We start from the raw sequence: 16127 nt of genomic DNA, 5'->3' as shown, positions 1-16127 counted from the left end.
CGGAATAACAGTTGTTAATTTCAAATAAAGAAAGTGTTTTTAGTTAACAAAAGTGTGGCAAAAATTCTGAAATTTAGCGCAGTCTATTGTAATAATTTATATATACAGTAAAATTGAAAAAGTGATGAGAAATCGATATTTTACAAGAGAGTTTGTAAAGTATATGCTAGTTACAATATAAATTTGGGTCAAATATACAATACTATATAAAAGGAGACCAACTATGAAATCAGAAGCAAAGAAAAAAGTAGCCGTTTTTCTTGTGGCGGCACTAATTGCTACGACGGTGCCATTTAATTTTACAAGTGTAAAGGCACAGGCAAAAACAAATCAGAATAATAAATATTCAGTAAGGGTAAATGCTGAAGAAGAACCGGTGACTGTTGATGGTAGTCAGCAGGAAACAACAAAAGAATCACAGGAAACTACAGAACCATCAAAAGAGACAAGTACAATAGAGACAAGTACAACAGAAACTTCTACAGTACAGGAATCATCAACTACAGATATTACAACAACACAGCCTGTAACTGAAACAACAACACAGGCTTCTACGGTAGAGACAACAACACAGGTCCCAACAACGGAAGCACCAACAACATCAAAAAAGACAGCATGGGGAGAAAGTAACGGTAAATTCTATAATGACAAATTAAAGCAAATTACAGGCGCTGTTGCAAAAGGTTTAGATGTAAGTCATCATCAGGGAAAAATAGATTGGGAAAAAGTTAGTAAATCGGATGTTGACTTTGTTATTATCCGTTGCGGATATGGAAACAATTTAACAAGTCAGGATGACAAATATTTTGCACAAAATGTTGCAGGATGTGAGAAGTACAATATTCCTTATGGAATTTACATATATTCGTATGCTTTAAGTAAGTCTGATGCAAAGAGCGAAGCAAATCATGTTTTAAGATTAATTAAATCTACAGGCGCAAAACCAACATATCCTATTTATATAGATTATGAAGATTCATCACAAAACGGACTTACTCCAAAGCAGTTAGGAAATTTTGCTACAGCATTTTTTAATAAGACTATTGCAGCAGGTTATAAGGCAGGCGTTTATGCAAATCTAAATTGGTGGACAAATAAACTTACAGATAGCAGATTTAATCAATGGACAAAGTGGGTAGCACAATATAATTCGGCATGCTCATATACAAAGCCTTACCAGATATGGCAATCAACATCAACCGGAAAAGTTCCCGGAGTAAATGGAAATGCAGATTTGAATTTCCTTATGCAGTTTGATTGTATAGAAGACGGACATATTTATTCACAGTGGGTAACTACAAAAAGTGCAACTATATTTGCAAAAGGAACTAAAGTAAGAATTTGTAGTGTATGTGGAAAATTACAGACAAAAGAGACGAAAAAACTTAAGCCTACAGGAAAATTAAATACAACAAAGGTTACACTAAGATTCCGCAGAAAATATAATAGAATACGAGTATCAAATTTATCAGCAGGCGATAAAGTAAAAAGTTATAAATCATCTAATAAAAAAATAGCTACCGTTAATAAGAAAGGTGTTATTAAAGCGAAGAAGAAGAAAGGAAAAGCTACAATTACAGTAAATCTTAAGAGCGGCAAGAAATTAAAAGTTAAAGTAACTGTAAGAAGAAAATAAAAGATGAATAAATTACTTGTTATATAGTAATAATAAATAATGAAAGTAATTTTGCAATTTATAAATGTAAAAAATGTGTTTTGGTTTTAGTAAAACTGAAGCACATTTTTTATTGCCATATTGCATATCTAAATTATATGGGATGAATTACATTTGAAGCATTTATAGAAGAAGTAAATTTTTTGTATGGCAATTAGCTAAATGTTATTGGTGGATATAATAGATTTGTGGTATAATATAATTTTATGATGCTAGGATTGTGGGAGTGCATAGCACGAAACAATTCGTAGGAATTAAAGTTGGAGGCTTTAGACCCCCCCAACGTCATTTTATATTACATATGAATTTGATAGAGGTGAAGAAAGATGCCTATTAAAGTAAAACAGAATTTGCCTGCACAGCATATTTTAGAGCAGGAGAATATTTTTGTAATGACAGAGCAGAGAGCTATGACTCAGGATATACGACCATTAAATGTTTTAGTATTGAATTTAATGCCGACTAAAATTGTAACTGAGACACAGCTTTTAAGAAAATTATCTAATACTCCATTACAGATTCAGGTGGAATTTTTACAGACAGTAACATATAAATCGCAGCATACAGACAGTAGTCATTTAGATGAATTTTACAAATCATTCGATGAAGTAAAAGATCATTTTTATGATGGATTGATTATCACAGGGGCACCACTTGATTTTATAGATTATGAAGATGTCGATTACTGGGATGAAGTATGCAAGATAATGGAATGGTCAAAGAAACATGTACATTGTACATTCCATTTGTGCTGGGGCGCTTATGCGGGCCTTTATTATCATTATGGTATTAGAAAGAGAGACAGAATACCTAAGCTATCAGGAATTTATAAACATCATATTCTTAAGAAAAATGCTCCACTATTTAGAGGATTTGATGATGTATTTTACGCTCCACATTCAAGAGCAACTGAAATTACAAAAGAGCAGATTCTTGCAGAACCTAAACTTGAATTGATGGCAGAATCAGATGAGGCAGGAGTAGCAATTGTTAAAAGTGAAGATAGCAGACAATTCTTTGTATTTTGCCATTCGGAATATGATGCTGATACTTTAAAATTAGAATATATACGAGATACGGAAAAGGGAATGAATCCTAAAGTTCCTGTAAATTATTTCCCTGATGATGATCCAACAAAAGAGCCGGTTGTTAATTGGCGTTCAGCAGGACAGTTGTTATTCACAAACTGGTTAAATTATTATGTATATCAGACAACACCGTATGATGTAAATGCAGTTAAAAATGAGTAAATAGGGAGGTTTGTATGTTTGGACCATATGATAAGAAATTTGATAAAAATAAAAACGGAATAATGGAAGACGATGAAAAGTTAGAAGAACAGGCTTACATCAGATATTTAGCAGAAAAAGATGATGAAGGTGAAGAAGATGATGATTTTGACAATGGTGAGTCAGTGTAGAGTTTAAATAGTTAACATAATGAACAAACATTAGCGTGTTAAAGTTTGTTTATTATGCCTATGACATTTTGTCGGTTAAAGGAGTATAATAAATACATAGCCGAAAAGAAAAGTCAGAGGTGAGATAAGTGTTTAAAATAGGAGAATATGTTGTACACGGCAGAAATGGGGTTTGTAAGATTGATGACATTACTAAGTTAGAGATATCGGGTGCCGACAAAGATAAGTTATATTATGTTTTGGTACCAATGAAATCTGAACAGAGTAAAGTATTTTATCCTGTAGACAACAACAGGGTAACAATGAGATCAGTTATTTCGAAAGATCAGGCGGAAGATATTGTAAATGAGATTAAAAGTATTGAGCCGTTGTGGATTAACAATGAAAGACTTAGAGAGGCTAAATATAAAGAAGCAATTTCGTCATGTGATTGTGTTGAATGGATTAGAATTATTAAGACATTGCATATGCGCAATAAGGAAAGAGTTCAACAGGGAAAGAAAATTACATATGTTGACGACAGATATTTAAAAGAAGCAAAAGAAAATCTATATGAAGAATTTTCAATTGCTTTAGATATTGAAAAGGACAATGTGGAACAGTACATAACTGACCACCTATAAAAAAAGACCATCATTTGATGGTCATTTTTTATATATTAAAATATTATTCTTTGAATTTTTGTAAGGAATATCAGCAATACAATTATAGTTATTTTTTTGTAAAAAGTTTTCTATATTTTTGTCAAATCGCTCTGGTTCTATAATTATAAGAACAGGTTGAGTTTTTTCTAAGTCATTAAAATATTTGTCAAAGATTTTGGGTGATACAGTTCCTATAGGAAACTGATATGAATATTTCGATGCAGGTAATCTGTTTGTTAAAAGATAAATCATATCCCAATTTCCATAAACAGAAATCTTATCATTTTCATTACTGTTAGATTCTATTACATTACATGTAGAAGTAACTCCTTGTGGATATTTATTTTCGTGTCTTGTTAAATAAGCTGATGAAGTTTGCTTTAGTGGCGAAAATAAAAAAACAATAATAAATATAGTTAATATAATATGTAATAAATTATTTAAAATTTTGAATTCATTAAAAATTAAATTAATAAAAATGCTAATTGGAAAAATAGTAGCAGGAATGTTAATCATTCCGTAATGCATATAATTTCTTCCGGGAAGACTTATTGTAAGTAAGGAAAATAGTAAATATAATGCAAAGATTATATATATATTTGATTTCACCTTTGTATACTGATAAATACAAGTTGATACACTAATTATCATTTGAGGAGTGAATGAAAAGACAGCATACATAAATATGACTAAAATACCTATTTTAGAGGAAGTTGAATATGTTAAATTAAATAAAATATAGCAATTAAAAAATTCCAAAAGAGAATTATTAAATGATAACCACATTAATACTGGAATGGTTACAATTGTTGCACCGAGTATAAACAATGAAATATATTTTAAAAGTTCGGTATATTTTTTTTGATAAATGCATATAACAAATATAGATAGACAAAAAATAACCCATAAAGCAACCATATTAACTCTTAGTAAAAAAACAAATGCAAAACACGAACCACAAATTATCAGTCTAAAATCAGTTAAATAATTATTTAAGAAGTAATCTAAAAAAATATAAAGGCTAATAGAAATGAAAATCATTGCATATTCTTCAGTTAAATTTCCGAAATCATAGTATTTAAAAAGTAACATCGAAGCAAAAAAAGTGGAAATCAATGCTAAAAGGTTATTACACACTAATTTGCTTATTTTAAACATAAATAATAATGTTGCTGTTAAAAAAAAGCATTCTATTAACCAAATTCCCCAGATAGCGTTGACTGAGTAACCAATATAATTAATTATATAAAGAAGAGGACCTTTATGATCAAAAGTATCTTTATATGGAAAATATCCTTTCTTAATTAACATAGCTATAGTTTGAAATACAGTTGAATCGACACAAGTATTTGACGAATTCCATGGATGTGAGGGACTATTTATTGAGAATACAAAAGAACAGAAAGAACAGAATGTAAAAAATAAAACAAAAACAATTTTTTTTATATATGGGTGTTGCTGCATAGTTGTCACGTTATATCTCCTTTTTATTTAAATTCATCTCTTTTTTTATAAGTTTAAAATCTTTTAAAGAATGAACTCCAAAACTAAATATTTTAGGAAGGTTTATTGAATTATTACCACCTTGTCTTGGCTTAAAAGTAATAGTTTTATATGTACATTTCTCTTTATAATATGAATAATACATACTTATTACAATGTTAGGTAAAGCATAAGTAGGTGAAAGTTTATATAAATATTTTTCTAAAACAGTTGTATTCATAAGTCTGAAAGGTGCATTTGCATCTGGAATATTTACGTTAAAATATAATTTTAAAATTATACATACGACTTTTTCAACAAGTAATCTTGAAAAACCATCGCCTCTTTTAGGTCTGTTTCCAAATATTCCATCATAGTCTTTACGACAATCCCAAAAGTGTTGAAATTCTTCAGGATTTGTCTGACCATCAGAATCCGTTTGGAAAACATAATCTATTTTATTTTTTATTGCATAATCATAAAGAGCAATAACTTTTGGACCATGCTCTTTAGCTGTATTAGAAATGACTTCTAATTTATCATATTTTTTCGTTAGATTTATTAAAATCTGATGAGTATTGTCAGAACTGCCACTATCTGCAACTACTAATTTTGAATTAGGACATTTGTCGGATAAAACCGGATACCAGGAAGCAATTACTTCTTCAATATTAGCTTCTTCATTATAAGCCAGCATAACAATATATAGTGAATTCATTTTTTTCTCCCCAATTGAAACATTATAATATAATACTATATAGGATATTGATTTTTTAGTCAAATATATATAATATGATGTAGGTGAAAAAATATTATGAAATGCCATATATTATACAGATATATAATATCGTGAAATAATACAATAAAAAAAGCATCAAACAATATATTAAATAACTTCCATTAAATAAATAATTTATATGGACATAATTGAAAATATAATGTTTGATGCTTTTTTATTCTGAAAATATTAAAATTTTATAAGCATAATCTATTCATCTAAATTATCATGGTTGTTGTAATCGTAGTCATTTGAACTATTGTTATAATTTGAATTACTGTTGTTGTCATAACCTGAATTGTCGTTACCATTGCCATATTTATTATCATAGCCATTGATATAGTTATTATCATCATAGCCATTGCTATAGTTATTATCATCATAGCCACTACCATAGCCGGAGTTACCATTACTATAATCGTTGTCATAATTATAACTATTGTTATTGTAACTATTATTATTACCATAACCATTATTGGTATTATAACTATTATAATTTGTTCCGTTATATCCATTATTAGGTTTTGAACATAAAGCTACATACAATTCCATGTCAGTATATGCCTGATATGGTGCCACATAGAAAAGACCGACAAGACCTAAAGTTAATGATGACAAAATATTCCAACCTATAAATGACAAATCAAGAACGAAGGCATTCCATTTTTCACCATCCATCATAGAGCGGCTTCTTGCAAATGCTTCATCTGTACTCATATATGGATTCTCAGCAAGTAAATAAGGAATCATACGATATTCATAGGATTTGATGATTCCGGGAAAGACAAATAACAATGACCAGAAAAATGTGTAAAGCTGTTTTAAGAACATTGTTTTTGTAACATTTCCATATCCTTCTTTAAATGTAAATCCTACACTACCAATATTATAATTGTCTTCAGTTCTTGAACGAATAAACCAATGCTGGCACCCAACCTGCAAAGGATTAAATACAAAAACATTTAAAAGTAATGAAAGTAATACGACAATTAATATTACTAAAGATAGACCTTGAAGTAATGCACTAACATTTACTCCCGGAAAAATGGAAGTTATGTAATCCTTCATGTATGCTGACATATCTGAATATGATGAGTCAGGAATAGAAGAATCAGATAGTATATTATTAATATCTGAACTGCTATAATAATTATCAGAAGTTGCGTTAGAGAAACTGTTTCCAAAAGAAAAAGTTCCCAATGTAATTGATAAGATAACAGCTACAACAACTGATGGCCAATAGTTAGAATGAAATCTTTGCTTTGCAGCTGCTTTAAGTTCTATTCTGTTCCACATAAAATAATCTCCTGCGAATGTATTTATAAAATTTAGTTACTGTGTTATTATAATACAAAACAAAAAAGAAATAAATAAAATAGCATTTTTTTTCGTATATATATATGGATGCTTAATTTAAAACACAGGGAGGATATGTACATATGTATTGTAAACATTGTGGAACTCAATTGGCAGATTGGCAGAAGACATGCCATATATGTGGAACGCCGGTTGATTCAGATGCTAAGAAAACTTTTTTAGATGATATCGATTTTTCAGAAACAGAGGAACTATCGGATGCAATTAATGCGGATGAAGGCAAGACAAAAATCTTTAACGTAGAAGATGATGATATATCTAAAACTCAGGATTTATCAGGCATGGCTGATACAAAGATTTTTGAAGAAAATAAAGCTATGGAATTTGAGGACATAGAACCTCAGGAAGTTGATGACTTTAATTTTAACACTACAGATTTTCAGTTTGATGATGAAGCGGAAAATGCTCAGAAGGAGAGAGCAGGAGTTATAGAAGACCTGTTTTACGGAGAAACTGACGATGATGGTATAGAAGAAGACGAATTAGAAATATTAAGAGAGAGCAATAAGAATAAAAAGATGAGTATTATTGCATTAGCATTAGCAGTAGCAGCAATACTTATAGTTGTTCTTGTAATTATTCTTGCAAATAATCTGACAGGTGGAAATAAAGATGCTAAAGAAACCGAAAATACCACTCAGGAGACAACAACACAAGAATATACAACAGAAGAATACACAACAAAAGCAACAGTTGTAACAACTTACAAGAAGGAAACAACAACAGAAGAAAAGACTACAGAAAAGAAAACAAAGAAAGCTAAAGAAACAACAACGGCAGCACCAACAACAGTGGCGCCAACAACAGAGGCTCCTACAGTGGCACCAACAACAGTAGCGCCAACACAGGCGGCTACAGTAGCACCAACACAGGCAGCGGCACAGGATAATGATAATAATGCAGCAGATTCTAATGATGGAGCAGAATAGATATAGAATTTTAACAACAGGAAAGGATGACATAAAATGAAAGTATTAGAAAATTTACAACCGACAAGTGTATTTAAATATTTTGAAGAGATAACACAGATACCACATGGTTCAAAGAATGTAGAGAAGATAAGTAATTACCTTGTAGATTTCGCAAAGGAACATAATTTAAAGTATATTCAGGATGAAAGCAAAAATGTTATTATTTTTAAAGATGCATCAGAAGGATATGAAAATGCGGATACGGTAATCATTCAGGGACACATGGATATGGTTGCGGTTAAAGAAGCTGATTGCAACAAAGACATGGAAAAAGAAGGCTTAGATTTAGAGGTTAATGGAGATTACATTAGTGCAAAAGGAACATCTCTTGGCGGTGACGATGGTATTGCAGTGGCAATGGCTTTAGCCATTTTAGATGATGACAGCATTAAACATCCGGCAATTGAAGCAGTATTTACAGTAGATGAAGAAATTGGAATGTTGGGTGCAGCAGCACTTGATACATCAGTTTTAAAAGGAAAGATTTTATTAAATGCTGATTCAGAGGATGAAAGAGTATTTACGGTAAGTTGTGCAGGTGGTGGAACAGTAGAATGCAAAGTTCCATTTCAGCATGAACCTGTAAACGGACAGATATTTGAAATAAAGCTTGATCAATTTACAGGAGGACATTCAGGGGCAGAAATTCATTTAGGAAGAGCTAATGCAAATGTTGCTCTTGGAAGAATATTATTAAATCTTGTTCAAAATATGGATATAAGAATTATTTCAATTAATGGTGGAGAGAAAGACAATGCAATTGCCAAATTAAGTGAAGCTGCAATTGCCGTATTACCTGAAAACGTTGATAAAGTAAAACAGATAGTAGAAGAAACATTTGAAGAGATAAAGGATGAATACAAGCATACAGACCCTGATATGAGACTTACAACTAATGTTCTTCCAAGTCAGGTACTTGATGTTGCAACAGTTCCAACTACAATTAGAGCAATTATGACTTTAGTTAATATGCCACATGGTGTACAGAAAATGAGCCATGATGTAGAGGGATTAGTTCAGACATCACTTAATTTAGGCGTGTTAAGAACAAATAAAGATGACATAATATTTACTTATTCAGTAAGAAGTTCAAAAGATTCAGAAAAGAAATATTTAATAGAAAAAATTCGCTCATTAGCGGATTTACTTGGAGAAGAAATAAGCATAAGCGGAGAATATCCGGCATGGGAATATGTTGAAAATTCTAAAGTGCGCGATATTATGGTAGATGTATATAAGGAAATTTACGGTAAAGAACCTATAGTTGAAGGAATTCATGCAGGACTTGAGTGTGGAATCTTTTCATCAAAATTAGAAGGACTTGATTGTATTTCATTTGGACCGCAGATGCATGATATTCATACGACAAAAGAAGTGTTATCTATAGCATCAACAGAAAGAACATGGGAATTATTGTTAAAAACTTTAGAGAGACTTAAATAAATGATAATAGAGAAACTCTTGCATTAGGATTTAATTTTTTGAAATTAAGTCAAAGCGAGAGTTTCTTGTGTTTATATAAGAAGAGAAAGATTTGGAGATACAGATATGAGCGAAGAAAGATATTTACAGTTACTTTCAGAAAAATACCCAACGATACAGTCTGTGTGTACAGAAATTATAAATTTAAATGCAATATTAAATCTTCCAAAAGGAACAGAACATTTTATGAGTGATTTGCACGGAGAGTATGAAGCTTTTTGTCATTTGTTAAATAACTGTGCAGGTGAAGTAAGAGACAAAGTAGACAGAATGTTTAGTGACATTATGACGAAGGAAGAACGAAAAGAGATATGTACATTAATCTATTATCCGAAAGAAAAAATGAATTTGCTTAGGCAGGAAGACAAACTGACGGACGGTTGGTATAGGGATAATTTGAAAAAACTTATTAATATAGCAAAGAAATTTTCATCAAAGTATACACGTTCTAAAGTGAGAAAAGCCATGCCTCAGGACTATAGATATATTATTGATGAACTTTTACATATGCAGGAAGATGAAGACAATAATCAGATTGTTTATCATGAAAAAATATTAGACACAATTATTAGTATAAAAAATGCAGAGGAATTTATAGAAGCATTATCGACCCTGATAAAGCGTCTTGCGGTAGACCATTTGCATATAGTGGGGGATGTATTTGACAGAGGAGAACATCCTGATGATATTCTTGATTTGCTGATGGAACACCATTCAATAGATATACAGTGGGGAAATCATGATATTTTGTGGATGGGAGCAACAGCCGGAAGTGATGCGTGTATTGCCACGACAATAAGAAATAATATTCAGTATAATAATATGCAAATGCTTGAAAACGGATATGGAATAAGTCTTAGAACTTTAACGCTTTTTGCAGAAAGATTATACCCGGATATGGAACCTATGAAAGCAGCATTAAAAGCAATTTCAGTCATTTTATTTAAATTAGAAGGACAGATTATTTCAAGACATCCCGAATATAATATGGATGATAGAAGACTTTTACATAAAATAAATTATGAAAATGGAACTATTGAAATTGAAGGAAAAACATATGAGATGAATGATGTTAATTTTCCAACAGTTGATAGAGAAAATCCGTACGAATTATCATCAGAAGAAAAGCAACTCGTGAAAGAACTTCGAAGAATGTATGTTAATAACAAACGTTTAAAACAACATATAGAATTCTTATATGCAAAAGGAAGTATGTATTGTTGTTTCAATAATAATTTGTTATATCATGGCTGCGTTCCTTTGGATGAGGATGGAAATTTTGCTGTTATTAAATTAAATGACAAGAATTATAAAGGAAAAGATTATCTTGATTATGCTGATAAAATGGCGAGAAAAGCTTATTTTAATAAGAATAATCAGGATGAACTTGATTTTATGTGGTATTTGTGGTGCGGTGAAAAATCTCCGCTATCAGGAAGAAGAATAAAGACATTTGAAAGAACTTTTATTGATGATAAAAATGCATGGAATGAACCTAAGAATCCATATTATGATTTTTATAAAGATGAAAAAACATGTAATATGATTCTTCATGATTTTGATATGTATTCACCAATGTCTCATATAATTAACGGCCATACGCCAATCAGGGTAACAAAAGGAGAAAAGCCGGTTCATGCAAATGGCAAACTTATAATAATTGATGGCGGATTCTGCAAAGCATATCATGATACTACAGGTATTGCAGGATATACGTTAATTTATAATTCCCACAGCATGAGACTTATGTCACATCAGCCATTTGAAAGTATTGAAACGGCACTTGAAGAAAATAAAGATATTGAATCAACTGCAGATAGAATAGAGACTATAGATAAACGAGTTATGGTTAGAGACAGTGATATAGGAAAAAATATTAAGAAGCAAATAAAAGAACTTGAGGAATTACTCGAGGGTTATAGACAAGGTGAAATAAAGGAAAGAGTATAACTGTATAACAGCCCTTTAAAATATAATCAGGTTAAAGAATATAGTCGGATTTGAAGCTAGATTAAATTAAGAGTACAACTTGAAAAGAGCCATCACTTGTTCTGAATTGACATATGAGTTAACAACTGATTTGACAACTGACAAGACAGATGATATAATGCCACCTAATGAAAACACGAAAGGAAAATACTGGTTCTATAAAACATAATGGCGAATCAGTTCAGGTGGCAAAATGGAAAATATGATAGCACGTATTGAACAGTTAAAGCAGGAGAAAGATGTTGCAATAGTAGCACATTACTATGTAGATGGACAGGTGCAGGATATCGCAGACTATGTAGGAGATTCATTTGCATTAAGTAAGATTGCAACAATAGTTCCACAGAAGAATATTTTGTTCTGTGGTGTACTTTTTATGGGAGAAAGTGCTAAGACATTAAATCCTAAGAAAACAGTTATGATGCCGGACTTATCAGCAGATTGTCCTATGGCTCATATGGTTACAGTAGAAGATATATTAGATGTAAAAGAAAAGTATCCTGATGTTGCGGTTGTATGTTATGTAAACTCAACAGCAGAAATAAAAGCATATTCAGATGTATGTGTAACTTCATCAAATGCAGTAAAAGTTGTAAAGGCATTACCAAATAAAGACATATTCTTTGTTCCTGATAACAATTTAGCGCATTTTGTAGCAAAACAGACACCGGACAAGAACTTTATATTCAACGATGGATATTGTCATGTACATAAAAAAATAACAACACAGCATATTGCAGACGCAAAGAAAAGACATCCCGGAGTTAAAGTCTTAACACATCCGGAATGTACAGAAGATGTATTAGCTGTTTCAGACTTTATAGGAAGTACAGCTGAAATTATTGACTATGCAACAAAGTGTGAAGATGAAGAATTTTTAATTGCCACCGAAATCGGAGTATTTCATGAACTTCAGAAAAGAAATCCGGATAAGAAATTCTATCCGGTTAAGGATTCACAGATTTGTCCAAATATGAAAAAGATTACACTTGAAAAAGTGTTAAACGTATTAGAAACATTTGATAATCAGGTTGAATTACATGAAGAGATAAGACAGAAGGCTAATTATCCATTATCAAGAATGCTTGAATTAGCAAAATAAAGATTAGAATTCGTTAATAAGAAATTAAAATATACAGATTAAATATAATTTATTTTTTTTAGAATAGAAAATCTCTTTATAGAAAGTGAAGTAAAATGAAAACAGATATAGTAATTGTTGGAAGTGGATGCTCAGGACTTTATTGTGCATATAATCTTCCAAGAGATAAAGAAATATTAATAATTACAAAAGATATAGTTGAGCATAGTGATTCATATTTAGCACAGGGTGGAATGTGCATGTTGACAGATGAAGAAGATTATGACAGTTATTTCTATGATACAATGAGAGCCGGACATTTTGAAAATGATACAGCTGCAGTAGAAACAATGATAAAATCTTCACCGGATATAGTAACAGATTTGGTTGAATTTGGAGCAGATTTTCATAGAGAAGAGGATGGCTCATTAAGTTATACAAGAGAGGGTGCACATTCAAGAAACAGAATAATATTTCATGAAGATGTAACCGGAAAAGAAATTACAAGTCATATTTATGAAAGAGTTAAACAACTGCCAAATGTTACAATAAAAGAACATTGGACAATGGTGGACATTCTATGTGAAGATAATGTATGTTATGGTGTGGTGGTAAAGAAAGATGACGGCACACTTGATACAATAACGGCTAATTATACAGTATTAGCAAGTGGTGGAATTGGTGGAATTTACAGATATTCTACAAATTACAGACATTTGACAGGAGATGCAATTGCACTCGCTTTGAAACACGGAATTGAACTTAAGAATACAAATTATGTTCAGATTCATCCTACAACATTTTACACTGAGAATGAGACAGACAGAAGTTTTCTTATTTCAGAATCAGTAAGGGGAGAAGGGGCAGTTCTTTTGGATAAAAAAATGAAAAGATTTACAGATGAACTGCAACCAAGAGACGTTGTTACCGGAGAAATAAGAAAACAAATGAAGAAAGACGGAACTGATTTTGTGTGGCTGTCTATGAAACCAATTGACAGAGAACAGTTAGAAAGCCATTTTCCAAATATAGTAAAACATTGTAGAGAATATGGCTATAATGTGCCTGATGACTGCATTCCAGTAGTACCGGCACAACACTATTTTATGGGTGGCATAAAAGTAAATCTTGAAAGTAAGACATCAATGGACCAGCTTTATGCAGTAGGAGAAACTGCATGTAATGGGGTTCATGGAAAGAACAGACTTGCAAGTAATTCGTTATTAGAAAGTCTTGTATTTGCGAAAAGAGCAGCAATCCAGATGGGAGAACAGTATAATACTACAAAACAGAAGGAATTTGAAAACATAGATATAACAAAATACCAGGATGGAGATGCCCTTGCAAAAGAGTACAAAAAACTTGTTTTAGATGAAATAGACAGATTAAATAATGAAGCACAACAGGCAGTTTAAATAAATAAGTTAAACAATTAGATTAAATGATAGATATAAAGTGAAAGATTAAACAGTGAGGTATTATAAATGTACGATCCAATTACTTTGAAATTAAGCGTTGATCCATTAGTATTAAGCGCATTAAAAGAAGATGTGACAAGCGAAGATGTAACCACAAATGCTGTAATGCCAACAGCACAGGCTGGCGAAGTAGATTTAGTATGCAAGGAAGATGGAGTTATTTGTGGACTTCAGGTATTCAGAAGAGCATTTGAACTTTTAGATGAAAATACAGAATTTGAATTCTACGTTCAGGACGGGGATGAAGTAAAAAAAGGACAGCTTATGGCAAAGGTAAGAGGCGATATCAGAACTTTGTTAGTAGGTGAAAGAACAGGACTTAATTATCTTCAGAGAATGAGTGGAATCGCAACATACACACATTCTATAGCAGTATTACTTAAGGATAGCAAAATAAAATTATTAGATACAAGAAAGACAAGCCCGAACAACAGAATATTTGAAAAATATGCTGTAAGAGTTGGTGGTGGAAATAATCACAGATACAACTTGACAGATGGTGTTCTTTTAAAGGATAATCATATAGGTGCTGCAGGTGGTGTCAAAGAAGCAATAATGGCAGCAAAGGAATATGCACCATTTGTAAGAAAGATAGAAGTTGAAGTAGAAAATCTTGAAATGGTAAAAGAGGCAGTAGATGCAGGAGCAGATATAATCATGCTTGATAATATGAGCCATGAAGAGATGAAAGAAGCAGTGGAAGTTATAAATTATAAGGCAGAAATTGAAATTTCAGGAAATGTTACTAAGGAAAATATAGCAAAATTAATTGATTTAGGTGTTGATTATATTTCAAGCGGTGCATTAACACATTCTGCACCAATTATGGATATTTCACTTAAAAACCTTCACAGAATATAAGACACAGGAGAGATGGAACTTAATATATTTGATATTGAGATGTATTAAATTTATATATTTAAGGGCCGGACATTAAACATTCATATATTTAAATTTGTAGGAGAGATGGAAATTATGAGCGGAGAAAAGAGAAGGGAAAATCTGTTGAAAATATTGCAGGAAAGCACAAATCCTGTATCGGGAACGGAATTGGCTGAAAAATTTAATGTAAGCAGACAGATTGTTGTTCAGGATATTGCACTTCTTAGAGCAAAAAATCACGAAATTATTTCTACTCATAAGGGTTATATTTTAAATGACGAAGAAACATTTAAAAGAGTGTTTAAAGTAAAACATACAACAGAGCAGATTCCTGATGAATTAAATCTCATTGTAGATTTAGGAGGAGTGATAGATGACGTATTTGTGTATCACAAAGTATACGGAGTCATAAAAGTTGATATGAATATAAAGTCACGCCGTGATGTAAAAAAATATATTGAAGGAATTGAAAGTGGCGTGTCTACACCGCTTATGCAAATAACTTCAGAATATCATTATCATACTGTATCTGCTGATTCAAAAGAAACATTAGATGAAATACAAAAGGAACTTGACGAAAGCGGATATTTGGTAGCTTTAAGAGACTATGAGCCTGTAGATTTCTGGAGCAGAGTAGATGAATAAATATTTAATATTAAACAATAGGTGTTGTATGGAGAGGATAGATGAACTATCCTCTTTTTTGACTGTATAGGGAAAGGCACTGTTTATAAAGGTAGGTTTTTTGAAGAAAAACGAGGTCATAATTTTTAGGCTTATATTAAATGTTGTACAAATGATTAAATATTGTCATATTATGCAAAATAATGTATAATTTACCGAAGTATTGGTTAAAGGGGTAAGGGGG

15 protein-coding genes are annotated in these 16127 nt (G+C 31.4%); 12 read left to right on the top strand and 3 right to left on the bottom strand.

Features of this window, described 5'->3' with window-relative positions:
- Positions 1-223: 223 nt before the first annotated feature.
- The 4 genes from N5B56_RS10975 to N5B56_RS10960 all read left to right on the top strand — a co-directional run bounded on the left by N5B56_RS10975 (position 224) and on the right by N5B56_RS10960 (position 3718).
- Positions 224-1636, top strand: coding sequence for a glycoside hydrolase family 25 protein (locus tag N5B56_RS10975; RefSeq protein ID WP_260978943.1), 1413 nt, complete (start codon positions 224-226; stop codon positions 1634-1636).
- 365 nt (positions 1637-2001) lie between these two features.
- Positions 2002-2925 (top strand): homoserine O-acetyltransferase MetA, encoded by a 924-nt coding sequence (gene metA / locus N5B56_RS10970; protein ID WP_022088854.1) that lies wholly within the window; start codon positions 2002-2004, stop codon positions 2923-2925.
- 14 nt (positions 2926-2939) lie between these two features.
- Positions 2940-3095 (top strand): hypothetical protein, encoded by a 156-nt coding sequence (locus tag N5B56_RS10965; protein WP_158562616.1) that lies wholly within the window; start codon positions 2940-2942, stop codon positions 3093-3095.
- A 128-nt stretch (positions 3096-3223) separates the two neighbouring features.
- Entirely contained in the window at positions 3224-3718 is a 495-nt protein-coding gene (locus tag N5B56_RS10960; RefSeq protein WP_022088856.1) for a CarD family transcriptional regulator, read from the top strand.
- A 21-nt stretch (positions 3719-3739) separates the two neighbouring features.
- Here the strand turns inward: N5B56_RS10960 and N5B56_RS10955 are convergent, their stop codons facing one another.
- The 3 genes from N5B56_RS10955 to N5B56_RS10945 all read right to left on the bottom strand — a co-directional run bounded on the left by N5B56_RS10955 (position 3740) and on the right by N5B56_RS10945 (position 7295).
- Positions 3740-5203: a hypothetical protein gene (locus N5B56_RS10955; RefSeq protein WP_487318532.1), complete on the bottom strand. Its 1464-nt coding sequence runs from the start codon at positions 5201-5203 to the stop codon at positions 3740-3742.
- 10 nt (positions 5204-5213) lie between these two features.
- Complete coding sequence (locus N5B56_RS10950; protein ID WP_260978941.1) at positions 5214-5939, bottom strand: glycosyltransferase family 2 protein; 726 nt, start codon at positions 5937-5939, stop codon at positions 5214-5216.
- 270 nt (positions 5940-6209) lie between these two features.
- Positions 6210-7295, bottom strand: a complete 1086-nt coding sequence (locus N5B56_RS10945) for a DUF975 family protein (protein ID WP_260978940.1) — start codon at positions 7293-7295, stop codon at positions 6210-6212.
- Between the two features lie 143 nt (positions 7296-7438).
- Between N5B56_RS10945 and N5B56_RS10940 the strand changes: the two genes are divergently transcribed.
- The 8 genes from N5B56_RS10940 to N5B56_RS10905 all read left to right on the top strand — a co-directional run bounded on the left by N5B56_RS10940 (position 7439) and on the right by N5B56_RS10905 (position 15904).
- Positions 7439-8305, top strand: a complete 867-nt coding sequence (locus N5B56_RS10940) for a zinc ribbon domain-containing protein (protein WP_260978939.1) — start codon at positions 7439-7441, stop codon at positions 8303-8305.
- A 36-nt stretch (positions 8306-8341) separates the two neighbouring features.
- On the top strand, positions 8342-9790 hold the full coding sequence (locus N5B56_RS10935; RefSeq protein WP_260978938.1) for an aminoacyl-histidine dipeptidase: 1449 nt from the start codon (positions 8342-8344) through the stop codon (positions 9788-9790).
- A 105-nt stretch (positions 9791-9895) separates the two neighbouring features.
- A complete protein-coding gene (locus N5B56_RS10930; protein ID WP_178514925.1) occupies positions 9896-11779 on the top strand; it encodes a fructose-1,6-bisphosphatase in 1884 nt (627 codons plus the stop codon).
- A 79-nt stretch (positions 11780-11858) separates the two neighbouring features.
- Positions 11859-11987, top strand: a complete 129-nt coding sequence (locus tag N5B56_RS10925) for a hypothetical protein (protein WP_260978937.1) — start codon at positions 11859-11861, stop codon at positions 11985-11987.
- Positions 11988-12011: 24 nt separating this feature from the next.
- Entirely contained in the window at positions 12012-12920 is a 909-nt protein-coding gene (gene nadA, locus N5B56_RS10920) for a quinolinate synthase NadA (RefSeq protein ID WP_346432201.1), read from the top strand.
- 95 nt (positions 12921-13015) lie between these two features.
- Entirely contained in the window at positions 13016-14314 is a 1299-nt protein-coding gene (locus N5B56_RS10915) for an L-aspartate oxidase (protein ID WP_117908371.1), read from the top strand.
- Between the two features lie 69 nt (positions 14315-14383).
- Positions 14384-15238 (top strand): carboxylating nicotinate-nucleotide diphosphorylase, encoded by an 855-nt coding sequence (nadC, locus tag N5B56_RS10910; RefSeq protein ID WP_260978936.1) that lies wholly within the window; start codon positions 14384-14386, stop codon positions 15236-15238.
- Positions 15239-15352: 114 nt separating this feature from the next.
- Complete coding sequence (locus N5B56_RS10905) at positions 15353-15904, top strand: transcription repressor NadR (protein WP_260978935.1); 552 nt, start codon at positions 15353-15355, stop codon at positions 15902-15904.
- Positions 15905-16127 lie beyond the last annotated feature (223 nt).

Origin of the sequence: Eubacterium album, assembly GCF_025336545.1 — a bacterium.
In the GTDB taxonomy this organism is placed as follows: domain Bacteria; phylum Bacillota; class Clostridia; order Lachnospirales; family Lachnospiraceae; genus Eubacterium_U; species Eubacterium_U album.
Note: the sequence above shows the minus strand (reverse complement) of the source record. Positions and strands in the feature narration are given on the sequence as shown.